The organism is Streptomyces naganishii JCM 4654 (assembly GCF_014650575.1).
GTDB classification, from domain to species: domain Bacteria; phylum Actinomycetota; class Actinomycetes; order Streptomycetales; family Streptomycetaceae; genus Streptomyces; species Streptomyces naganishii.
Genome location: NZ_BMVF01000006.1, coordinates 447,227 through 470,283 on the forward strand (window position 1 = coordinate 447,227; position 23,057 = coordinate 470,283).

The 23,057-nt window shown below is 73.3% G+C and carries 18 protein-coding genes; 13 read left to right on the top strand and 5 right to left on the bottom strand.

The window, feature by feature from the left end; all coding sequences use genetic code 11:
* Nucleotides 1-18: 18 nt before the first annotated feature.
* Genes mmuM through IE217_RS14175 form a run of 3 tightly spaced genes read right to left on the bottom strand, consistent with a single transcriptional unit; the run spans nucleotide 19 to nucleotide 2,944 of the window.
* Nucleotides 19-1,014 (bottom strand): homocysteine S-methyltransferase, encoded by a 996-nt coding sequence (gene mmuM / locus IE217_RS14165; RefSeq protein WP_190178183.1) that lies wholly within the window; start codon nucleotides 1,012-1,014, stop codon nucleotides 19-21.
* Nucleotides 1,015-1,072: 58 nt separating this feature from the next.
* Complete coding sequence (locus IE217_RS14170; protein ID WP_190178184.1) at nucleotides 1,073-1,657, bottom strand: TetR/AcrR family transcriptional regulator; 585 nt, start codon at nucleotides 1,655-1,657, stop codon at nucleotides 1,073-1,075.
* A 45-nt stretch (nucleotides 1,658-1,702) separates the two neighbouring features.
* The gene (locus tag IE217_RS14175; protein ID WP_190178185.1) at nucleotides 1,703-2,944 is read right to left on the bottom strand and encodes an FAD-binding protein; all 1,242 of its coding nucleotides are present in this window, start codon (nucleotides 2,942-2,944) and stop codon (nucleotides 1,703-1,705) included.
* Nucleotides 2,945-3,105: 161 nt separating this feature from the next.
* Here IE217_RS14175 and IE217_RS14180 point away from each other — a divergent pair, with 161 nt between their 5' ends.
* The 11 genes from IE217_RS14180 to IE217_RS14230 all read left to right on the top strand — a co-directional run bounded on the left by IE217_RS14180 (nucleotide 3,106) and on the right by IE217_RS14230 (nucleotide 18,627).
* Nucleotides 3,106-3,831, top strand: coding sequence for a pyridoxamine 5'-phosphate oxidase family protein (locus tag IE217_RS14180; protein ID WP_190178186.1), 726 nt, complete (start codon nucleotides 3,106-3,108; stop codon nucleotides 3,829-3,831).
* Nucleotides 3,832-3,865: 34 nt separating this feature from the next.
* Complete coding sequence (locus IE217_RS14185; protein WP_229865287.1) at nucleotides 3,866-5,233, top strand: radical SAM protein; 1,368 nt, start codon at nucleotides 3,866-3,868, stop codon at nucleotides 5,231-5,233.
* A 203-nt stretch (nucleotides 5,234-5,436) separates the two neighbouring features.
* Nucleotides 5,437-6,951 (top strand): cellulose-binding domain-containing protein, encoded by a 1,515-nt coding sequence (locus tag IE217_RS14190; protein ID WP_190178187.1) that lies wholly within the window; start codon nucleotides 5,437-5,439, stop codon nucleotides 6,949-6,951.
* A gap of 237 nt (nucleotides 6,952-7,188) precedes the next feature.
* Nucleotides 7,189-8,715: an APC family permease gene (locus IE217_RS14195; RefSeq protein ID WP_229865299.1), complete on the top strand. Its 1,527-nt coding sequence runs from the start codon at nucleotides 7,189-7,191 to the stop codon at nucleotides 8,713-8,715.
* Between the two features lie 157 nt (nucleotides 8,716-8,872).
* Nucleotides 8,873-10,102, top strand: coding sequence for an arginine deiminase (locus IE217_RS14200; RefSeq protein WP_190178188.1), 1,230 nt, complete (start codon nucleotides 8,873-8,875; stop codon nucleotides 10,100-10,102).
* Between the two features lie 27 nt (nucleotides 10,103-10,129).
* Nucleotides 10,130-11,149, top strand: coding sequence for an ornithine carbamoyltransferase (gene argF, locus IE217_RS14205; RefSeq protein WP_190178189.1), 1,020 nt, complete (start codon nucleotides 10,130-10,132; stop codon nucleotides 11,147-11,149).
* Between the two features lie 3 nt (nucleotides 11,150-11,152).
* Nucleotides 11,153-12,076 (top strand): carbamate kinase, encoded by a 924-nt coding sequence (locus IE217_RS14210; protein ID WP_190178190.1) that lies wholly within the window; start codon nucleotides 11,153-11,155, stop codon nucleotides 12,074-12,076.
* A 138-nt stretch (nucleotides 12,077-12,214) separates the two neighbouring features.
* Complete coding sequence (gene pflB / locus IE217_RS14215; RefSeq protein ID WP_190178191.1) at nucleotides 12,215-14,491, top strand: formate C-acetyltransferase; 2,277 nt, start codon at nucleotides 12,215-12,217, stop codon at nucleotides 14,489-14,491.
* A gap of 77 nt (nucleotides 14,492-14,568) precedes the next feature.
* Nucleotides 14,569-15,309, top strand: a complete 741-nt coding sequence (gene pflA, locus IE217_RS14220) for a pyruvate formate-lyase-activating protein (protein ID WP_190178225.1) — start codon at nucleotides 14,569-14,571, stop codon at nucleotides 15,307-15,309.
* Nucleotides 15,310-15,472: 163 nt separating this feature from the next.
* The gene (locus tag IE217_RS14225) at nucleotides 15,473-17,857 is read left to right on the top strand and encodes a phosphoketolase family protein (RefSeq protein WP_190178192.1); all 2,385 of its coding nucleotides are present in this window, start codon (nucleotides 15,473-15,475) and stop codon (nucleotides 17,855-17,857) included.
* A 140-nt stretch (nucleotides 17,858-17,997) separates the two neighbouring features.
* The gene (locus IE217_RS14230; RefSeq protein ID WP_190178193.1) at nucleotides 17,998-18,627 is read left to right on the top strand and encodes a DoxX family membrane protein; all 630 of its coding nucleotides are present in this window, start codon (nucleotides 17,998-18,000) and stop codon (nucleotides 18,625-18,627) included.
* Nucleotides 18,628-18,700: 73 nt separating this feature from the next.
* Here IE217_RS14230 and IE217_RS14235 read toward each other — a convergent pair whose 3' ends face one another.
* Nucleotides 18,701-19,042, bottom strand: a complete 342-nt coding sequence (locus tag IE217_RS14235; protein ID WP_189705229.1) for an ArsR/SmtB family transcription factor — start codon at nucleotides 19,040-19,042, stop codon at nucleotides 18,701-18,703.
* A 67-nt stretch (nucleotides 19,043-19,109) separates the two neighbouring features.
* On the bottom strand, nucleotides 19,110-20,837 hold the full coding sequence (locus IE217_RS14240; RefSeq protein WP_190178194.1) for a SulP family inorganic anion transporter: 1,728 nt from the start codon (nucleotides 20,835-20,837) through the stop codon (nucleotides 19,110-19,112).
* 208 nt (nucleotides 20,838-21,045) lie between these two features.
* Between IE217_RS14240 and IE217_RS14245 the strand changes: the two genes are divergently transcribed.
* Entirely contained in the window at nucleotides 21,046-21,738 is a 693-nt protein-coding gene (locus tag IE217_RS14245; protein WP_190178195.1) for a response regulator, read from the top strand.
* A gap of 237 nt (nucleotides 21,739-21,975) precedes the next feature.
* The coding region (locus IE217_RS14250; RefSeq protein WP_373298015.1) for a GAF domain-containing protein at nucleotides 21,976-23,057 on the top strand (1,082 nt) is incomplete at its 3' end.

Below are 23,057 nucleotides of genomic sequence, written 5' to 3' on the forward strand. Positions count from 1 at the left end.
GGCCGCGCCCGCCTCCGCTCACGCGCCGGCAAGCGGCGTCCCCGGCGGCCCCGGCGCCGCGGGCCCTGCCGGGTCTGCCGGGTCTGCCGGGTGCAGCGTTCCGGCGATCTGGGCGGTGGTGCGGGGTCCCACGCGGCAGCAGCCGCCGATCAGGCGGGCGCCGTGGGCGTGCCAGCGGGTCACCAGCTCGGGGGTGAAGGCCGGGCGGCCGGTCCAGGCGCGGGCCTTCGCGTCCCACGACTCGCCGCTGTTCGGGTAGACGACCACCGGCTTGCCCGTCACCCGCGCCGCCGTCTCCACCGCCGCGTCGGCGTCCTCGGGCGCGCAGCAGTTCACCCCGACCGCGATCACCTCCGGCGCGTCGGCGGCCGGCGCGAACGCCTCCTCCAGCGGCTGCCCCGCGCGTGTGCGCCCGCCCGCGACGGTGTACGACAGCCACGCCGGCACCCCCAGCCCGCGCACCGCCCGCAGCAGCGCCTGGGCCTCCTCGGCGTCCGGGACCGTCTCCAGCGCCAGCACGTCGGGACCGGCCGCCGCGAGCACCTCCAGGCGGGGCCGGTGGAAGCGCTCCAGCTCGCTCACCGTGAGCCCGTAGCGCCCCCGGTACTCGGAGCCGTCGGCGAGCATCGCGCCGTACGGGCCCGCCGACGCGGCCGTCCAGAGCGGCCGCCGGACGCCCCTGTCGTACGCCCGCCTCGCCGCGGTCCTCGCCAGCTCCACGCTGGACGCGATGAGCTCGGCGGCCCGCTCGCGGCCGGTCCCGCGCCGGGCGAACCCCTCGAAGGTGGCCTGGTAGCTCGCGGTGATCACCACGTCCGCACCCGCCTCGAAGTACGCGAGGTGCGCCTCGGTGATCGCCTCCGGCCGCTCGGCCAGCAGCCGCGCCGACCACAGCTCGTCGCCCAGGTCGTGCCCGGCCGACTCCAGCTGGTTGGACAGCCCGCCGTCGAGCACGAGCGTCCCCCGCGCCAGGGCCGAGGCGAGATCGGGCGGTGCCGTTTCGCTGCTGCTCATGCTCCCGACGCTACTCGGCGCCGTCGCCCCGGCCGCCCGCCGCCCACGGGCGCCGGCATCAGTCCCGCTCGCCGCCCTCCCGGGGCCAGTGGGTGAGCGCCCTGTGCAGGGCCTCGATCGCCTTGTCCCAGGACAGGGCCGGGTCCCTCGGGGCGGCGAAACCGCCGGTGGCCTCCAGGGCGCAGTAGCCGTGGAAGGTGCTGCGCAGCAGGCGCACGGCGTCGGTGAGGTCGGGCTCCTCCAGGCCGTAGGCGCGCAGCATGCCGTAGGTGATCTCGGCGGTGCGGCGCATGGCGGGTGAGTCGCCGGCCAGGGCCGGGTCGAGCCGGATCCGGGTGGCCTCGTACCGCCCGGGGTGCCGGTGGGCGTACTCCCGGTAGGCGCCGGCGAACGCGGCCAGCGCGTCCTTGCCGGCCCGGCCGGCCACGGCGTCCGCGATCAGCTCGATCATCTCCCCGCCGGCCCGCAGCGCCAGCCGGGCGCGCAGGTCGTCGAGGTTGCGCACGTGCGAGTAGAGACTGGCGTCCCGCACCCCGAAGCGCCGCGCCAGCGCGGACAGGCTGACGTTGTCGAAACCGACCTCGTCGGCCAGTTCGGCCGCCGCGGCGACGAGACGTTCGGCGGTGAGACCGGCACGGACCATGAGCACCTTCCCGGACCGGGCGGGGGCCGGGTCCAGGGCCGGAGCCTAGTGGAGGACGTCCCGTACGAACGCGTTGGTGAACTTCCCGGCCGGGTCCAGCCCGTGCGCCAGCGCGCGGAAGTCGTCCAGGCGCGGATAGCGCCCGCGCAGCACCTCGGCCGGGGTGGTGAACACCTTCCCCCAGTGCGGCCGGGGCTCGAAGTCCGCCAGCGCCTCCTCCAGCCGCCGCACCACCGGCAGCACCGCCGCGGTGTCCTCGACCCAGGTGAAGTGCAGCGCCACCGTGTCCCGCCCGTAACAGGGGCTGAGCCACTGCTCGTCGGCGGCCACCGTCCGCACCTCGCAGGTCTGGAGCACGCCCGCGACCGTCTCCCGGACGCCGTCCACGGCGCGCAGCGCGTCGAGGGCGTGCCGGCGCGGCAGCAGGTACTCCGACTGGAGCTCGGCGCCGCTGCTCGGGGTGAACTCCGCGCGGAAGTGCGGCAGTCGCTCGTGCCAGGGACCCGGCACCCCGAACTGCCGCGTGCAGTTCTCCGCGGGCATGCCGGGCACCGGGTGCAGCGCCACCTTCGCGGGCACACCCCAGGGGAAGGCGGGCATCGGCTGGTCGGTGCGCCGCTTCAGCCACACCTGCCGGAAGCCCCGGTCGCGCCAGTCGGTGAACAGGCTCACGCTGTACGCGGCCGCCGCCACCGCCTCGAAGTCAAGTCCCTCCAGCGGCAGTTCGGTGAACAGGTGCTGCTCCACCTCGAAGGCCGGCTCCAGGTCCAGGGTGAGCGCGGTGACGACACCCAGGGCGCCCAGGGAGGTGACCGCGCCGCCGAAGCGCGCGTCCTGGCGGCCGATCGTCACCGTCGAGCCGTCGGCGGTGACCAGCTCGACCTCACGCACGGCCGAGGCGAGCGGCCCGTTGGCCACCCCCGAGCCGTGGGTGCCGGTGGCCACCGAGCCGGCCACGGAGATGTGCGGCAGGGACGCCATGTTGGCCAGCGCCAGCCCGTGCGCGTGCACCCGGCGGGCCAGTTCCGCGTACCGCACCCCGCCGCCGACCCGCACGGTGCGGGCCGCGGTGTCCACGTCCGCGCCGGCCGGGAGCGCGGCCGTGGACAGCAGTACGCCGTCGGCGCCCGGGTCGGCGATCTCGTTGAAGGAGTGCCCGCTGCCCAGGACCCGCACCTTCGCGCTCCGGGCGACCAGCGCGCGCAGCGCGTCCAGGGACTCGGGCCGGTGGACCCGTTCCGCGGCGTAGGTGATGTTGCCCGCCCAGTTGGTCACGGTCCCGGTCATTCGGCGTCGTCCCTCCCCGTGGCGTCACGCGGCGCACACGTCCACGGGGAACCTACCCGACGATCAGCACGGCAACGGATTCCGTCGTCCAAGTGGCGCCTGTACGGGTGATACCGCAATCCCGTGGCCATTCCACTTCGATATCGGTATCTTCCGCGTTCATGACCCACTCACCGGCGTCACCGCCGCCCACGCCGTCGCCCCTGCCGCCGGTCCTCCCCGGCACCGGCCTCACCCGGCACCGGCGGCTGCGCGAGCAGGGCAGCCTGGACCGCGCCGACCTCGAGGCGGTCCTGGACGCCGGATTCGTCTGCCACCTCGGCGTCGTGGTCGACGGGCACCCCCTCGTCGTGCCCACGGTGTACGGCCACGACGGGCGGTGGCTCTACGTCCACGGCTCGGTCGCCAGCCGCAGCCTCGCCGGTGACACCCCGGTGTGCGTGACGGTCACCCACGTCGACGGGCTGGTCCTGGCCCGCTCGGTCTTCGAGCACGGCGTGAACTACCGCAGCGCCATGATCCACGGAGTGCCGCGCAAGGTGACCGACCCGGAGGAGAAGCTGGCCGGCCTGCGCCTGCTCACCGAGCACAGCGCGCCCGGCCAGTGGTCGTACGCCCGCGCCCCCAGCCGCAAGGAACTGGCCGCCACCACCCTGCTCGCCCTCTGTCTCCGGACGGCCTCGGTGAAGATCCGCACCGGCCCGCCCGACGACGGCGACGGACCCGACGCGGCCCTCGGCCTGTGGGCCGGGGTGCTGCCCCTGACCGCCGTGTGGGGAGCGCCCGAGCCCGACCCGGCGCTGCCGCCGCACATCACACCCCCGGAGCACATCGCGCGCCGGGAGGGGACCCGGCACGGCCCGCCCGCGAGCGGGGGCATACCGTGAGATGTCGTACGCACACGTCGGGAGGAGTAACGGGATGGGCAGCCGTACCGCGCTGGTCGAGGATCTGATGGAGCGCTTCCCGCACGTGCCGCGGGAGGCCGTCTTCAAGGAGGACCTGCTCCGCGGCGGCGTCGCCTTCGACGCGTCCGCCCTGAGCGACAACGAGAGCGGCGAGGTCAAGCCCAAGTCGTACTTCATCTTCTCCTTCGACCACGGCACCCTGCCCGAGCTGGGCGAGGCGGCGCTGCGCCGCCCGCCGGAGGAGATCATCCTCACCGGCGGCCCCTACGACCTCAGGCGCACCGTCGTCTCCGTACGGGTGAACCCGGCCTCCCCCTACCGGGTGGCCGCCGCCGAGGACGGGATGCTCGGGCTCTACCTGGACGGCAAGCGGATCGCCGACGTCGGCGTGCCGCCCATGCCGGAGTACTACCGGCACACCCTGTCCAACGGGAAGTCCGTGATGGAGGTCGCCCCGACCATCCAGTGGGGCTACCTGATCTACCTCACCGTCTTCCGGGTCTGCCAGTACTTCGGCGCCAAGGAGGAGTGCCAGTACTGCGACATCAACCACAACTGGCGCCAGCACAAGGCGGCCGGCCGCCCCTACACCGGCGTCAAGGACGTGGAGGAGGTCCTGGAGGCGCTGGAGATCATCGACCGGTACGACACCCAGAAGGCGTCCACCGCCTACACCCTCACCGGCGGCGCCATCACCAAGACGGTCGCCGGCCGCGACGAGGCCGACTTCTACGGCCACTACGCCAAGGCCATCGAGGAGCGCTTCCCCGGCCGCTGGATCGGCAAGGTCGTCGCCCAGGCGCTGCCCAAGGCGGACGTGCAGCGGTTCAAGGACTACGGGGTGCAGATCTACCACCCCAACTACGAGGTGTGGGACGAGTACCTGTTCAAGATGTACTGCCCCGGCAAGGAGCGCTACGTCGGCCGCGACGAGTGGCACCGGCGCATCCTCGACTCCGCCGACGTCTTCGGCGCGCGCAACGTGATCCCCAACTTCGTCGCGGGCGTCGAGATGGCCGAGCCGTTCGGCTTCAAGACGGTCGACGAGGCCATCGCCTCCACCACCGAGGGCCTGCGCTTCTTCATGTCGCACGGCATCACGCCCCGCTTCACCACCTGGTGCCCGGAGCCCACCACCCCGCTCGGCAAGGCCAACCCGAACGGCGCGCCGCTGGAGTACCACATCCGGCTGCTCCAGGCCTACCGGCAGACCATGGAGGACTTCGGCCTGTCCTCGCCCCCCGGATACGGCCCGCCCGGACCCGGCCACGCCGTCTTCTCCGTCAGCTCCTTCATGGACAGCCTCCCCGCGCGCGAGGAGCCGGGAGCGCCGGACGGCGGGAGTGCGCAAGGGGCGGCGCAGGAGTCGCCGGCGGTGTAGTTTTCCGCCAACCGTGAGACGGAAGGGGGCTCCGGTCCGTACTACGGAGCGGAGTTGGGGACAGCGGTCTGCGTCACGAGAACCGGACGCGCGGCTTGTCAGTTGTGCGCAAGGCGTGAAAGGCTCGTGCCCTGCCGCGAGGTTCCCCCCAACTTCTCTCTGACTGTGGTGAGTTGCCCTCGCCCCGTGGACGCAGGAGACCCATGCCCGACCTGCCGAGCCCCAAGGACGCCACCGAGGCGCCCCTGTTCGCCGAGTGCTGGGACGCGGTCCTCTCCTACGCCGACCTGTGCACGGCCGGGTCGGCGGCGGCCCAGGAGCTGGCCGCGGAGGCCTTCGCGCTCGGCCTGCGCGAGGTGCGCGCCGCCGACGCCGGGGCCGCCCGGGGCCGCCGCACGCCCCGGCTCCCGGCGATCCCGCTGATGCTGACCGCGGTGCGCACCACCGCCGCGTCCTGGGAGGCCGCCGGACACGGCCACCGGCTCGACCCCGACCTGCGGCTGTGGCTCAACTCCGACAGGGCGGCCCGCTACACCGGCCCGCCGCTGCACCGCCCGCTGGCGCTGCGCGGCCTGAAGGACCTCCAGGAGGCGGACGCCGCGCTGCTGTGGCTGGCGGAGGTCGAGGCGCTGCCGATGGTCGTGGTGGCCCGCCGGCTCGGCCTGGACCCCGCGGTGGTCTCCGAGGAACTCGACCAGGTGCGCACCCTGTTCCGGGACCGCTGCCACCGCGACCACCTCGACACCCCGATGGACACCGTGTGCCGCCGCTACGCCCGGCTGCTGCACGCCGTCACCCGCTCCACGCCTCCCGCCGAGACCCCCGAGGACCTCTCCCGGCACCTGGCCACCTGCGAGGGCTGCGCGGAGGCCGCCGCCTGCCTGCGGCTGCACGGCGGCGGACTGCCCGCCGCGCTCGCCGGGGGCGTGATCGGCTGGGGCGGCCTCGCCTACCTGGAGCGCCGCCGCCGGGCCGCCGAGGTCCGCCTCGGCGCCCGCCGCCCCGCCACCGCCACCGCCGAGGCCGAGGGCGCGGAGGCGGCGAAGGGCAACGGGCGGGCCCGCGCCGTGCGCGGGGGACTGCTCGCCGCGGCGGTCGCGCTGTCCGCGGTGGCCCTGGCGGTGTCGATGATGCCCTTCGGCGGTTCGGCCGCCGACACCGCGCGCGGCGACGCCGACCGCCAGCCGGTCGCCGACCCCGGCGTCCTCCCGCCCTCCCGCACCCCCGCCACCACTCCCACCGGCCCCCGCCCGGCCCACAGTTCGCGGCCGGCCTCCGCGCGCCCCTCCACCAGCCCGTCCGCGACACACGCCGACCGCAGGATCCCCGACCCCGAACCCCAGGGCACCTCCACGGCCCCCGCCGACGGCGGGGACGGTCCCGCCCCGCGTACGAGCGCGCCGGCGACCTGCCGCGTCCACTACGAGGTCTCCAGCCAGTGGTCCGACGGCTTCCAGGCCGCGGTCACCGTCACCACCACCCGCTCCCTGGACACCTGGCGGCTCGACTGGACCTTCCGCGACGGCCAGCGCGTCAGCCAGATGTGGGACGCCACCGTCGCCCAGGACGGCTCCCGCGTCACCGCCACCGCCGCCGACTACAACCGGAGCGTGCCCGCCGGCGGCACCCTCTCCTTCGGCTTCATCGGCTCCTGGCAGGGCGCGAACTCCGCCCCGCGCGACTTCGCCCTCAACGGCCACGCCTGCGCCCGCGGCTGACCTTCCGAAGGCTCCCACCGCGCACCCCCGGTGACCGGGACCAATGGGCCCGGTGGGGGACCTGTGGCCGCTCCCCGCGCGCACGGCACTGAAGAAGGATCGACACCGGATCAATTCTTCCCCAGTCGGCCCGACAGGAGCACCACCATGTTCCGCACCAGCAGAGGTCCCAACCCCGAGGACGGGGGAGCCTCGCAGCCCACGGCGGCCCTCGGCCTGCCCGCCGCCTCCGCGCTCGTGATCGGCAGCATCATCGGCACCGGCGTCTTCGCCCTGCCCTCGGCGCTCGCGCCCTACGGCCCGATCGCCATCATCGCGTTCGTCGTCGTCACCCTCGGCGCGCTCGCCCTGGCCCTGACCTTCGGGGCGTTGTCCAAGCGGGTCCGCGCGAGCGGCGGTCCGTACGTCTACGCCCGGGAGGCGTTCGGCGAGTTCGCCGGGTTCCTCAACGCCTGGTCGTACTGGATCACGGCGTGGGCGGGCAACGCGGCCATCGCGGTGGCCTGGGTCGGCTACGTCGAGGTGTTCGTCAACACCGGTCACCGCACCGCCTGGTCGGTGGTGATCGCGCTGGTCGGCCTGTGGCTGCCGGCGGCGGTCAACCTGACCGGGGCGCGCAACACCGGCGCCTTCCAGGTCGTCACCACCGTGCTGAAGTTCGTCCCGCTGGTCTTCATGGCCACCGTGGGACTGCTGTTCATCGACTCCGGCAACTTCGGCGCGTTCAACGCCAGCGGCCAGTCGGCCACCGGCGCCATCTCGGCCGCGGGCGCCATCGCCCTGTTCAGCTACCTCGGCCTGGAGGCCGCCTCGGTCGTCGCCGGCCGGGTCCGCGACCCCGAGCGCAACGTGCCGCGCGCCACCGTGTACGGCACGCTCGTCTGCGCCGTCATCTACATCCTCGGCACGCTCGCGGTCTTCGGCACCGTCTCGCACGCCGACCTCGGCTCCTCCACGGCGCCGTTCACCGACGCGGCGAACAACATCCTCGGCGGGAGCTGGGCCGGTGACGCGGTGGCCGTGGCCGCCATCGTCTCCGGCATCGGCGCCCTGAACGGCTGGACCATGCTGTGCGCCGAGATGCCGTACGCCGCCGCCCGCGACGGCCTCTTCCCGCGCTCCTTCGCCCGGCTGCGCGGCGAGCGGGACGTCCCGGTCTTCGGCATCCTCGCCTCGACCGTGCTCGCCTCGCTGATCACGGTGTTCAGCTACACGAGCTTCGAGGACGTCTTCACCAAGATCGTGCTGCTGAGCGTGCTCACCGCGGTGATCCCGTACCTGTTCTCCGCCGCCGCCCAGCTGTACTGGCTGGTGCGCGACCGCGGGCGCCTGAGCCGGCGCGCGCTGGTGCGGGACGTCACCGTCGCCGGGCTCGCCATGGCCTTCTCGTACTGGTCGATCCAGGGCAGCGGCTACCAGACCGTCTACTACGGCCTGTTCGTCCTGCTCCTCGGACTGCCGGTCTACGTGTGGCTGAAGCGGGACGCCACCGCCTCGCCCACCGGGACCGCCGCCATGGCCGGGACCGCCGTCTCGCCCACCGGCACCCCCGCCGTGGCCGGCACCGCCCCCGTGGCCGGGACGGCCGCACCGGCGGCCGGGCCCGCGACCGGGACGCGGGACGCGGCCGCCACCGGTGGTGAGCGGGCGCCCGAGACCACCGCCCCCACGGGCAAGCGGCGCCTGCCCGGTTCGCGGACCGGCCGCAGGGGCGGCCCCCGCGAGACCGGCTCGCGCGGCACGGGCCTGCGCCACCACGACTGACCACGACCGACACCCCCGCCGGACCGCGCGGGCCCGAGCCAGGACCCCCGCGCGGTGCCGGCCCGGCACCCCTCACCCCACGCACCCAGGGCGGTCACCACCGCCGGCGCGTGACGCCCACTCGACCGCGAAGACCTCGTACAGCAAGGAAGCAGCCATGAGCAGCAGCACTTTCCACGTCGACTCCGAAGTCGGCCGTCTCCGCCAGGTGATCCTGCACCGGCCCGGACTCGAACTCTCCCGCCTCACCCCGCGCAACGTGGACGCCCTGCTCTTCGACGACGTCCTGTGGGCCAAGCGCGCCCGCGAGGAGCACGACGCCTTCGCCCAGGTACTGCGCGACCACGGCGCCCGCGTCCACTACTTCGCCGACCTGCTGGCCCAGACCCTGGAGGTCCCCGAGGCCCGCGACTGGCTGCTGGAGCGGGTCGTCACCCCGGCCACCGTCGGCGCGGCCCTGGTCGACCCGGTGCGCGGGCTGTGCGCCGAACTGGACGGCGAGACCCTCGCCGGCTACCTGATCGGCGGCCTGCTCAAGAGCGACCTGCCGCTGAACACCCCGCACAGCCTGGTCTGGAGCGCCCTGGACGCCGACGACTTCGCGCTCGCCCCGCTGCCCAACCACCTCTTCCCGCGCGACAACTCCTGCTGGATCTACGACCGGGTGTCGGTCAACCCCATGGCCAAGTCCGCCCGGCGGCGCGAGAGCCTGCACGCCCAGGCGATCTACCGGTTCCACCCGCTGTTCGCCGGCCGCGCCCCCGAACCGGTCCTGGACGGCCCCGGCCCCTGGGGCACCCTGGAGGGCGGCGACGTGCACGTCCTCGGCGACGGCGCCGTCATGGTCGGCATGGGCGAGCGGACCACCGCGCAGGCCGTGGAGAACCTGGCCGTACGACTCTTCGCGGGCGGCACCGCCGACCGGCTGATCGCGGTCCAGCTCCCCTCCACCCGCGCCTACATGCACCTGGACACGGTGCTGACGATGGTGGACCGGGACGCGTTCACCATCTACCCGGGCCTGGCCGACTCGCTGCGCTCGTGGACCCTGCGCCCCAGCGAGGGCCACGCCGCCGGCTTCGACGTCGTCCCCAACTCCGACCTGGGCACCGCGCTCGCGGAGGCGCTGGACCTGGACAAGGTGCGGATGCTGTCCGCGCCCCAGGACATCCGCAACGCCGAGCGCGAACAGTGGGACGACGGCAGCAACTTCCTCGCGCTGGCGCCCGGAGTGGTCGTCGGCTACGAGCGCAACGTCACCACCAACACCTATCTGCGCAAGCAGGGCATCGAGGTCGTCACCATCGCCGGCGCCGAACTCGGCCGCGGGCGGGGCGGACCGCGCTGCATGAGCTGCCCCGTCGAACGCGACGCCGTCACCGCCTGAGACACCACGACCTCCAGGGAACCCGCCATGACCACGAACAGCACCGTCAGCACCGACCTGCGCGGACGCTCCTACCTGAGCGAACTCGACTTCACCGCCGAGGAGATCCACCGTCTCCTCGACCTGGCCACCGAACTCAAGGCGGCCCGGCGCGCGCGCACCGAACAGCCCCGGCTGAGGGGCCGTCACATCGCCCTGGTCTTCGAGAAGACCTCCACCCGCACCCGCTGCGCCTTCGAGGTGGCCGCCGCCGACCAGGGCGCCGCCACCACCTACCTCGGCCCCGGCGACACCCACGTCGGCAGCAAGGAGTCCATCGCCGACACCGCCCGCGTACTGGGCCGCATGTTCGACGGCATCGAGTACCGGGGCTCCGCCCAGTCGATCGTCACCGAACTGGCCGCCGGCTCCGGCGTCCCCGTCTTCAACGGGCTCACCGACACCTCGCACCCCACCCAGAGCCTGTGCGACGTGTTCACCATGCGCGAGCACAGCCCGAAGCCGCTGCGCGAGATCTCGTACTGCTACCTCGGCGACGCCCGCAACAACATGGGCAACTCGCTGCTGGCCATGGGCGCGCTGCTCGGCATGGACGTGCGCATCGCCGCCCCCGCCGGGCTGTGGCCCGACCCGGCGCACGTCGCCGCGTGCCGGGCGGTGGCCGAGCGCAGCGGCGCGCGGATCACGCTCACCGAGGACGCCGAGAGCGCCGTGCGCGGCACGGACTTCCTCTACACCGACGTGTGGGTCTCCATGGGCGAGCCCGCCGAGACCTGGCACGAGCGGATCGACCTGCTCCTGCCCTACCAGGTCAACGCGAAGACCGTCGCCGCCACCGGCAACCCGGACGTCAGGTTCATGCACTGCCTGCCGGCCCTGCACGACCACCGCACCCGCCTGGGCCGGGACCTGCTCGACACGCACGGCCTGGACGGGCTCGAGGTCACCGACGAGGTGTTCTCCTCGCCCGCCTCGATCGTCTTCGACCAGGCCGAGAACCGGCTGCACACCATCAAGGCCGTCCTCGTCGCCACCCTGGAGGACTGAACCATGCGCATCGTCGTCGCCCTCGGCGGCAACGCCCTGCTGCACCGGGGCGAGCGCCCCGACGCCGACGTCCAGCAGGCCAACATCGAGCGGGTCGCCACCGCGATCGCCGCCCTCGCCCACGAGCACGAGGTCGTCGTCACCCACGGCAACGGCCCCCAGATCGGCCTGCTCGCCATGGAGAGCGCCGCCGACCCCGTGCTCAGCGCCCCCTACCCGCTGGACCTGCTGGGCGCCCAGACCGAGGGCATGATCGGCTCCCTGCTGGTCCGCACCCTGCACAACGCGCTGCCGGGCCGCCGTATCGCGGCCCTGGTCACCCACACCGTCGTGCGGCCGGACGACCCCGCCTTCGGACGGCCCACCAAGTTCGTCGGCCAGGTCTACTCGCGGGAGGCCGCCCGTTCCCTGGCCAAGCGGCGCGGCTGGCACGTCGCCCGGGACACCACGGGCTGGCGCCGCGTGGTGCCCTCTCCCGCGCCCGAGCGGATCGTCGAGACCGACACCGTGCACGAGCTGCTGGGGACGGGCACGCTGGTGATCTGCGCGGGCGGCGGGGGCGTACCGGTGACGGCCGACCGCGACAGCGGCGCCCTCACCGGCGTGGAGGCGGTCGTGGACAAGGACCTCACGGCCGCGCTGCTCGCCGAGGACCTCAAGGCCGACTTCCTGCTCGTCCTCACCGACGTGCCGTGCGTCTACAGCGGCTACGGCACCCCCGACCAGCGTCCGGTCGTGGACGCCACCCCGCACGACCTGCGCCGCTCCGGCTACGCGGCCGGCTCCATGGGCCCCAAGGCGGAGGCCTGCGCCCGCTTCGTGGAGCGCACCGGTGGCCTGGCCGCCATCGGCGCCCTGGACGCGGCCGACGAGATAGTCCACGGCAGGGCGGGCACCCTGATCCGCCCCGACCTGACGGTCGGCTGACCGGTCCCGTCCACGACGGGACCAAGGTCCCCCCACACCGGGCCGGAAGGATCGCTCAGGTGCCCTGTCCGGCACTGCCCGCCCGGGCCCGGCACGACGAGGCTGGTCGGTGGACACAAGCTCAGGAGAGGACCCGTGATGACCGCGACGGTGACAGCCGGCAGCACCGGCACCGAGGCCGCCCACGAGGCAGGTGCCTGGCGCAGCTTCGCCGGGACGACGTGGCGCGAGCGCATCGACGTCCGCGACTTCGTGCAGGCCAACTACACCCCGTACGAGGGTGACGCGAGCTTCCTGGCCGGCCCCACGGACCGGACGACGGCCGTGTGGGAGAAGGTCAGCTCGCTCTTCCCGGAGGAGCGCCGCAAGGGCATTTACGACGTCGACGCCGCGACCCCCTCGACGATCACCTCGCACGCCCCGGGCTACATCGACCGCGACCGCGAGCTGATCGTCGGCCTGCAGACCGACGCCCCGCTCAAGCGGGCGATCATGCCCAACGGCGGCCTGCGGATGGTGGAGAACGGGCTGAAGGCCTACGGCTACGAGCCGGACCCCTTCGTCACCAAGGTGTTCGGCACCTACCGCAAGACCCACAACGACGGCGTCTTCGACGCCTACACCCCCGGGATGCGCGCGGCCCGCAAGGCCGGCATCATCACCGGCCTGCCCGATGCCTACGGCCGGGGCCGGATCATCGGCGACTACCGGCGCGTGGCCCTGTACGGCACGGACCGGCTGATCGAGGGCAAGCTCGCAGACAAGGCCCTGCTGGACGCCCGCCCCTCCACCGAGCACGTCATCCGGGACCGCGAGGAGATCGCCGAGCAGATCCGCGCCCTGGGCGAGCTGACCCGCATGGCGGCCTCCTACGGCTGCGACGTCACCCGCCCGGCTGCCACCGCGCACGAGGCCGTGCAGTGGCTCTACCTCGGCTACCTCGCCGCGGTGAAGGAGCAGAACGGCGCCGCGATGTCGCTGGGCCGCACCTCGACCTTCCTCGACGTCTACCTCCAGCGCGACCTGGACGAGCAGACCATCGACGAGTCCCGCGCCCAGGAGCTGATCGACGACTTCGTGATCAAGCTGCGGATCGTGCGGTTCCTGCGCACGCCGGAGTACGACGCCCTGTTCTCGGGCGACCCGACCTGGGTCACGGAGTCCATCGGCGGCATCGGCAGCGACGGCCGCACCCTGGTCACCCGCACGTCCTTCCGCTTCCTGCAGACCCTCTACGACCTCGGCCCGGCCCCCGAGCCGAACCTGACCGTCCTGTGGTCGCCGAGGCTGCCCGAAGGGTTCAAGAAGTTCTGCGCCCAGGTCTCCATCGACACCAGCGCCGTGCAGTACGAGTCCGACGACCTGATGCGCCCGCGCACCGGCGACGACACCGCGATCGCCTGCTGCGTGTCGGCGATGGCGGTCGGACGGCAGATGCAGTTCTTCGGCGCCCGCGTCAACCTCGCCAAGGCCCTGCTGTACGCGATCAACGGCGGCCGCGACGAGATCAGCGGCGAGCAGGTCGCCCCGCCCGCGCCGGCGCTGACCGGCGACTACCTGGACTACGAGGAGCTGTCGGCGGCGTACGACCGCATGCTGGACTGGCTGGCGGGGACGTACGTGGACGCGCTCAACGTCATCCACTACATGCACGACAAGTACGCCTACGAGCGCCTGGAGATGGCGCTGCACGACTACCCCGTGCACCGCTTCATGGCGTGCGGCATCGCCGGCCTGTCGGTGGCCGCGGACAGCCTGTCCGCCGTCAAGCACGCGCGGGTGAGGGTGATCCGCGACGACACGGGCCTCGCGGTGGACTACGAGGTCGAGGGCGGCTTCCCGGCGTACGGCAACAACGACGACCGCGCGGACCAGCTCGCCGTGGGCCTGGTCGAGTCGTTCATGGCGAAGGTGCGCAGGCACCCCACCTACCGGGACGCCGAGCACACCCAGTCCGTGCTGACCATCACCTCCAACGTGGTCTACGGCAAGCACACCGGCAACACCCCCGACGGCCGCCGCGCCGGAGCGCCCTTCGCCCCCGGCGCCAACCCGATGAACGGCCGCGACCGGCACGGGGTGGCCGCCTCGGCGCTGTCGGTGGCGAAGCTGCCGTACGAGCAGGCCAGGGACGGCATCTCGCTGACCACGACCATCACCCCGGAGGGTCTGGGCCACGTCCCGGCGGACCGCGCGGGCAACCTGGTGGGCATCCTCGACGCCTACACCTCGGCGGGCGGTTTCCACATGAACGTCAACGTGCTGAACCGGGAGGTGCTGGAGGACGCCATGGAGCACCCGGAGAAGTACCCGGAGCTGACCATCCGGGTCTCCGGATACGCCGTCAACTTCGTCCGCCTGACCCGCGAGCAGCAGCTCGACGTGATCAGCCGCACCTTCCACGGATCGCTGTGAGAACCGTGACCACCCCGACCCCGGCCACCGTGACCACCCCGACTCCGGCCACCGCGGCCACCGCGGCCCCGGCCCCCGTGGGCCCGGTCCCGGTCACCGGCCGGATCCACTCCTGGGACCTGTCCACCGGCGTGGACGGTCCCGGGACCCGGTTCGTGCTCTTCGTCAGCGGCTGCCCGCTGCGCTGCCTGTACTGCGCCAACCCCGACACCTGGCACATGCGGGACGGCCGGCGGGCCACCGTCGACGAGGTGATGGCGGAGATCGAGAAGTACCGTCCGTTCATCACCACCGCGGGGGGAGGGGTCACCGTCACCGGCGGCGAGCCCCTCCTCCAGCCGGCCTTCACCGGCGCGGTCCTGCGCCGGTGCAAGGAGGCCGGGCTGCACACCGCGCTGGACACCTCCGGCTTCCTCGGCGCCCGCGCCACGGACGAGCTGCTGGCCGACACCGACCTGGTGCTGCTGGACATCAAGTCCTTCGACGTGGCCACCTACCGCAAGCTCACCGGGGGCGAGCTGACGCCCACGCTCAACTTCGCCACCCGTCTGGCCCGGCTCGGCAAGCGGATGTGGATCCGCTACGTGCTCGTCCCCGGCTGGACCGACGACGAGCGCGCGGTGGACGGCCTGGCCCGCTTCGTGGCCGGCCTGGACAGCGTGGAGCGGGTCGACATCCTGCCGTTCCACAAGCTCGGCGCCCCCAAGTACGAGGCCCTGGGGATCCCCTTCCCGCTGAAGGGCAACCCGGTGCCGGACGCGGCCCTGGTCGAACGGGTCCGCGCCCAGTTCCGCGCCCACGGCCTCGCCGCCCAGTGACGCCGCGGTCGTGAGCGTGACCCGAACGGCCCTGTCGGGTACCCGGGCGGCCACTGGAGGGTGGAGTGGTGTGCCGTCGGCCCGCCGCGCACGCGGCCGGCCCTCGCGCTCGTGACCGCATGCCACCCCTCCACCGCCGCTTCCCGACCCGGAAGGAATCCCGATGCCCGTCGATCCCCAGCAGGCGCCCGCCGGGCTCACGGACGAGGAACTCGCCACGCTGGACGCGCACTGGCGCGCCGCGAACTACCTCGCCGTAGGCCAGATCTACCTGATGGCCAACCCCCTGCTGACCGAGCCGCTGCGGCCCGAGCACGTCAAGCCGCGCCTGCTCGGCCACTGGGGCACCTCACCCGGTCTGAACCTGGTCCACACCCACCTCAACCGCGTGATCAAGGCCCGTGACCTGGACGCCCTGTGCATCTGGGGACCCGGTCACGGCGGGCCCGCCGTCCTCGCCAACTCCTGGCTGGAGGGCACGTACACCGAGACCTATCCCGACATCACCCGCGACGCGCAGGGCATGGGCCGGCTGTTCAAGCAGTTCTCCTTCCCCGGCGGGGTGCCGAGCCACGTCGCGCCGGAGACGCCCGGCTCCATCCACGAGGGCGGCGAGCTCGGCTACGCCCTCTCGCACGCCTACGGCGCCGCCCTGGACAACCCCGGCCTGGTCGTGACCTGCGTGATCGGCGACGGCGAGGCGGAGACCGGCCCGCTGGCCGCCTCCTGGCACTCCAACAAGTTCCTCGACCCGGTCTGCGACGGCGCCGTCCTGCCCGTCCTGCACCTCAACGGCTACAAGATCGCCAACCCGACCGTGCTGGCCCGGCTCCCCGAGGCCGAACTCGACGACCTGCTCAAGGGATACGGCCACGACCCGATCCACGTCACCGGCGACGAGCCGGCCGCCGTGCACCGCGCCATGGCCGCCGCCATGGACACGGCACTCGACCGCATCGCCGCGATCCAGCGCGCCGCCCGCGAGGAGGGCGCCACCGAGCGGCCACGCTGGCCGGTGATCGTGCTGCGCACCCCGAAGGGCTGGACCGGCCCCGCCGAGGTCGACGGCCTGCCCGTGGAGGGCACCTGGCGGGCCCACCAGGTCCCGCTGGCCGCCGTACGGGACAACCCCGAGCACCTGCGGCAGCTGGAGGCGTGGCTGCGCTCGTACCGGCCGGAGGAGCTGTTCGACGAGCACGGCGCCCCGCGCCCCGAGGTGCTCGCCTGCGTCCCCTTGGGCGCCCGGCGCCTGGGCGCGACCCCGCACGCCAACGGCGGCCTGCTGCTGCGCGAACTGCCCCTGCCCCCGCTGGAGAAGTACGCCGTGGAGGTCGACAAGCCCGGCGCGAGCATGCACGAACCCACCCGGGTGCTGGGCGAGTTGCTGGAGGACGTCATGGCGTCCACCGCCGGGCGGCGCGACTTCCGCCTGGTCGGCCCCGACGAGACCGCCTCCAACCGCCTCCAGGCCGTCTACGCGGCCAGCGGCAAGGCCTGGCAGGCCCGCACCCTCGACGTCGACGAACACCTCGACCGGCACGGCCGGGTGATGGAGATCCTGTCCGAACACACCTGCCAGGGCTGGCTGGAGGGCTACCTCCTCACCGGCCGGCACGGACTGTTCTCCTGCTACGAGGCGTTCGTGCACATCGTCGACTCGATGGTCAACCAGCACATCAAGTGGCTGCGCACCACGCGCCGGCTGACCTGGCGCGCCCCCATCGCGTCCCTCAACTACCTGCTCACCTCGCACGTGTGGCGCCAGGACCACAACGGCTTCTCCCACCAGGACCCCGGCTTCGTCGACCACATCCTCAACAAGAGCCCCGAGGCGGTACGGGTCTACTTCCCGCCGGACGCCAACACCCTGCTGTCCGTGGCCGATCACGCGCTGCGCAGCCGGGACTACGTCAACGTGGTCGTCGCCGGGAAGCAGCCCTGCTTCGACTGGCTCTCCATGGAGCAGGCCAAGGTGCACTGCGCGCGCGGCGCCGGGGTGTGGGACTGGGCCGGCACCGAGGACGGCGGCCGGGAACCCGACGTGGTGCTGGCCTGCGCCGGCGACGTGCCCACCCAGGAGGTGCTGGCCGCCGCCCAGTTGCTGCGCCGGCACCTGCCCGAGCTGGCGGTGCGGGTGGTGAACGTCGTCGACATCGCCCGGCTGATGCCCAGCGAGGAACACCCGCACGGCATGACCGACTTCGAGTACAACGGCCTGTTCACCGCCGACAAGCCGGTCATCTTCGCCTACCACGGCTACCCGTGGCTCATCCACCGCCTCGCCTACCGGCGCACCGGCCACCGCCACCTGCACGTGCGCGGCTACAAGGAGATCGGCACCACCACCACGCCGTTCGACATGGTGGTCGGCAACGACCTCGACCGCTACCGCCTGGTGATGGACGTCATCGACCGCGTGCCCGGGCTCGCCGTGCGCGCCGCCGCCGTGCGCCAGCGCATGGAGGACGTCCGGCTGCGCCACCACGAGTACATCCGCGAGCACGGCGTGGACCTGCCCGAGGTGGCCGACTGGTCCTGGGACGGCTGAACGGGTACTTGAAACAAGGACGTTCGGCCCCGGCGGCCGGGCCGCGCAGTCCCTGCGCACCCGGCCGCCGCTGCGGGAGATTGGTAACGCACCGAGAGCGACCGACAACCACGCGAGATCCCCTGAAAGGGATGGACATCATGGCCGTGCAGGACCACTCCCACCGTCACGTCGGCTTCCACCTGCCGTTCCCCCGCCGCACCGGATCGGCATCCGGCTCGGCCACCGCGGCCTCGGAGACGACCGTGACCGGCTCGATCGCCGCCCACGCCCTGGCCGGGCTCCGGATCCTCCTGGGCTTCGTCTTCCTGTGGGCGTTCCTGGACAAGACGTTCGGCTTCGGCTACGCCACCCCGTCCGGCAAGGGCTGGATCGACGGCGGCTCGCCGACCAAGGGCTTCCTCAGCTCGGTCGCCGCCGGACCGATGAAGGGCACCTTCCACTCCTGGGCCGGCGACACCTGGGCCGACTGGCTGTTCATGCTCGGCCTCCTCGGCATCGGCGTCGCGCTGATCGCGGGCATCGGGCTGCGGCTCGCCGCGGTGGCGGGCACCGCGATGATGGCGCTGATGTGGATGGCCGAGTGGCCGCCCGCCAAGCACCTGGCCGACGGCACGCCGAGCATGTCGACGAACCCCTTCGCCGACTACCACGTCCTCTACGCCGTCGCCCTGATCGCCCTCGCGGCCGCCGGCGCCGGCGCCACCTGGGGACTGGGCCGGATCTGGGCCCGTCTGCCCCTCGTCAGCCGCAACCACTGGCTGCGGTGACCGCACGCCGGACCGTCACCGGGGCTCCACCGCAGGCGCGGTGGGGCCCCGGTCGTCGTGCGCCGGGCCCGGGCTACGACGGGCCGCCCTGAGCCGCCCGCAGGTCGGCCAGGAGCTCGGCCTGTCCGGCCAGCACCCCGGAGAGGATCGTGCGGGCCACCCGCAGCAGCTCCGCCACGTGCGGGTCGGTCAGCGAGTAGTAGACCGTGGAGCCCTCCTTGCGGGTGACCACCAGGCCGGACCGGCGCAGCACCGCCAACTGCTGGGAGAGCGCGGCGGGTTCGATGCCCACCTCGGGCAGCATCTCGGCCACCGCGTGCTCGCGTTCGCTCAGCAGCTCCAGGACGCGGATGCGCGCGGGATGGCCGAGCGTCTTGAAGAACTCGGCCTTCAGTTGGTACAGCGGCGTGGTCACCATGCTTCGTCCTGGCTCCGCCGGCTCGACCCGGCTCTGCTGTGCGTCGCGGCAGGCAGTAACAACATCAAGAATTGCGCAGATGTGCAATTCCGTGCGCGGTCCGCGCCGGACCGGCCGGGCCCACCACTCCCTGGCTCGCCAGCAGGCGGTGGGCCGCCCCGATCGCCTCCGGAGTGGTCGCGTACTCGCCGCCCTCGCGGTGCAGCAGGCCGAGCACGCCCACGGACTCCAGGACCCGCCGCTGGCCGGCGCGGATGCCCGAGGCGAGCACGGCGATGCCGCGCCGGTTCAGCTTCTCCACCGCGTCCTTCAGGACGAGGGCGCCGGTGGCGTCCATGGTGGACACGCGGGACATGCGCAGGATCACCACCCGCACGTCGGCCACCTCGGTCAGCTCCAGCAGGAAGCGGTGGGCGGCGGCGAAGAACAGCGGCCCGTCGAGGCGGTAGGCGACGATGTGCTCCGCGAGCAGGGCGTGCTCCTCGGCACTGTGGTCGCCGCAGTCGAGCGGGACCTGGTCGAGACGGGCCTGCCGGGCCACGGCGCGCAGCGCGAGGGCGCCGGCCACCAGCAGGCCGATGACGACGGCGTAGACGAGGTCGAGGGCGAGCGTGGCGAGCGCGGTCAGCGCGAGGATCGCCGCGTCCGAGCGGGTCGCCCGCGCCATGGCCCGCAGCGAGCCCACCTCCACCATGCGCACCGCGGTGGCCAGCAGGACCCCGGCGAGCGCGGCCAGCGGGATGCGGGAGACCAGCGGCGCGGCGGCGAACACGATCACCGCCAGCACGGCCGCGTGCGCGAGGGCGGCCAGCCGCGAGCCGGCTCCGGTGCGCACGTTGACGGCGGTACGGGCGATGGCGCCGGTCGCGGGCACCCCGCCGAACAGCGGGGCCGCGATGTTGGCCAGGCCCTGCCCGAACAGTTCACGGTCCGGGTCGTGCCGGCGGCCCACCGTCATCCCGTCCGCGACCGAGGCCGAGAGCAGGGATTCCAGCGCGGCCAGCGCGGCGACCGCCACCGCCGGGGCGAGCAGCGAGCCGAGCGCGCCGGGGTGCAGGAAGCCGAGCGAGGGCGAGGGCAGCCCGGCGGGCAGGTCACCGATCGGCCGCGCGCCCTTCAGCCCGGCCACCTGCACCACGACGGTCGCGGCGAGCACGGCCACGATCGAGAACGGCACGGCCGGCCGCCACCGCGCGCCGGCCAGCATCACGGCCGCCACCGCGAGGGCGCACAGCAGGGCCGTCCAGTTCGGATGCCGTACGAACTCCTCCAGCGCGCGCCAGGCGACGACCAGCACCCGGTCGCCTCCGGGCTTCGGCACGCCCAGCGCGTTCGGCACCTGCTGGAGCCCGATGACGCACGCGATGCCGAGGGTGAACCCCTCCACCACCGGGGCGGGCACGTAGCGCATGTACTTCCCGGCCCGCAGCGCCGCCAGCGCGACCAGCATCAGCCCGGCCATCAGCCCGACCGTGAGCACCCCGGACGGCCCGTAGCGGCCGACGATGGGCACCAGCACCACCGTCATCGCGCCCGTGGGCCCCGAGACCTGGAGGTCGGAGCCGCCGAACAGCGCGGCGAGCGCGCCCGCGACCACCGCCGTCGCCAGGCCCGCCCCGGCGCCGAGGCCGGAGGAGACGCCGAAGCCCAGGGCGAGGGGCAGGGCGACGACGGCCACGGTCAGGCCGGCGAGCAGGTCCCGGCGCGGGCTGCGGCCCATCCCCGCCAGGTCGGCCCGCGAGGGCAGCAGGGACATGAGCCGGGACCCGGCCCGGCTGAGTGGGGACGTCATCGCGCGGTGGCCTCGGCTCTCTTCCGCCGTACAGAACGGATATAGCATGTATGCAGTTGCAGAATTTTGCAATTGCGCAGATCACAGGACACGCGTATCCGTCCCGGCGTGGAAAGCTGGAAACAGGGCCGACCGGCCCTGGCCTTCAGTCCCCGTTCCGGGGAAGGATTCCCCCTGGCGATCGAATACAGCACAAGGAGAGCGACCGATGACGGACCGTGAGCCGGCCGGCCCCGAGACCCCGATCCGGGTCTTCCTCATGGACGACCACGAGGTGGTACGGCGTGGGGTGCACGACCTGCTGAACGACGAACCGGACATCACGGTGGTCGGCGAGGCCGCCACCGCCGAGCAGGCACTCGTGCGGGTCCCGGCGCTCCGCCCCGACGTGGCCGTTCTCGACGTGCGCCTGCCGGACGGCGACGGCGTGACGGTCTGCCGGGAGCTGCGCTCCCGCCTGCCTGAGCTGGCCTGCCTGATGCTCACCTCCTTCGACGACGAGGAGGCGCTGCTGGACTCGATCATGGCGGGCGCCTCCGGCTACGTGCTGAAGCAGATCCAGGGCTCGGACCTGGTCTCGGCGGTGCGCACCGTCGCCCGCGGCCAGTCGCTGCTCGACCCGAGCGCCACCACCAAGCTGATGGCCCGGCTGCGCGGCGGCCAGCAGCAGGAGGAGGAGCCGGACGCGCTGCCCGGTCTGACCGACCGGGAGCGGGAGATCCTGGCCCTGATCGGCGAGGGGCTGACCAACCGGCAGATCGGCCAGCGCCTCTACCTGGCCGAGAAGACGGTCAAGAACCACATCTCGCGGCTGCTCGCCAAGCTCGGCGTGGAGCGCAGGATCCAGGCCGCCGTCATCGCCACCCAGGCGCGCGACCGGCTGCGGGGTGACGGCCACTGACCCCGGCGCGCCTCAGCCGCTGATCCCCGGCCGACGGGCCGCACCGGCCCGCCGGACTTCCCCCGCCCACCTGGGCGCGCCGCAGGCCGCGGTGCTCCCGGGTCGTACCCATGCCATCCGTCCGCCGTACCGGTTAGTGTGACTACCGAGCAGTACGGCTGACGTACGGCTTTGGGCACGTCAGAGGGGCTTGGAGGAACGTCGGTGGGAAGCTCCGAGGAGTCGGGGGAGGCGCGCATGCGGCTTCCGCAGCTGCGCCTGGACGAGCTGCTGGAGGAACTGCAGGCGCGCCTGGACGCGGCCCGCGGCACCCGGGACCGGGTGCACAGCCTGCTGGAGGCGGTGCTCTCCGTCGGCCGCGAACTGGACCTGGAGCAGGTGCTCTACAGCATCGTGGACGCCGCGGCCACCCTCGTCGACGCCCGGTACGCGGCGCTCGGCGTGATCGGCCCGGACGGCAGGCGGCTGTCGGCCTTCCACACCATCGGCGTCGACGAGGACGTGATCAAGGAGATCGGCCCGTACCCGGAGGGGCACGGGATCCTGGGCGAGCTGATCCGGCACCCGGAGCCGCTGCGGCTGGCGAAGCTGTCCGAGCACGCGGCGTCGTACGGTTTTCCGGCGCACCACCCGCCGATGGACTCGTTCCTCGGTGTGCCGATCCGGGTGCGGGGTCAGGTGTTCGGCAACCTGTACCTGACGGAGAAGCGGGGCGGGCTGGAGTTCGACCAGGAGGACGAGTCGGTCCTGTCGACGCTGGCGGTCGCCGCGGGCGTGGCGATCGACAACGCGCGGCTGTACGAGGAGTCGCGGCTGCGCGAGCGCTGGCTGGGGGCGAACGCCGAGGTCACCCACAGCCTGATGTCCGGCAGCGAGCCCGGTGCCGTGCTGGGCCTGATCGCCGAGCGCGCGCGGGAGATCACCGGCTCGGCGCTCGCCGCGATGTCCACCCCCGTCAAGGGCACCGACACCCTCACCGTGGAGCTCGCCATCGGCCGGCAGGCCGACGCGCACCGCGGCCTCGTCCTGCCCGTCGGGGGCACCCTCACGGGCGAGGCGTTCGCCAACGGCGCCCCCGTGACCAGTACGGACATCTCCCAGGACGAGCGGGTCACCGCCGGGCCGCCCCGCTTCGAGGGCCTCGGCCCGGCGGTCGCCGTCCCTATCGGCGCCGGCGACCAGATCCGCGGTGTGGTGCTCCTCGCCCGCGAGACGGACACCAGGGACTTCACCGACCAGGAGGTCGACACCCTGCGCGGCTTCGCGGCGCAGGCGGCGTTGGCGATGGAGCTGGCGGAGCGGCGGCAGGACGCGGAGCA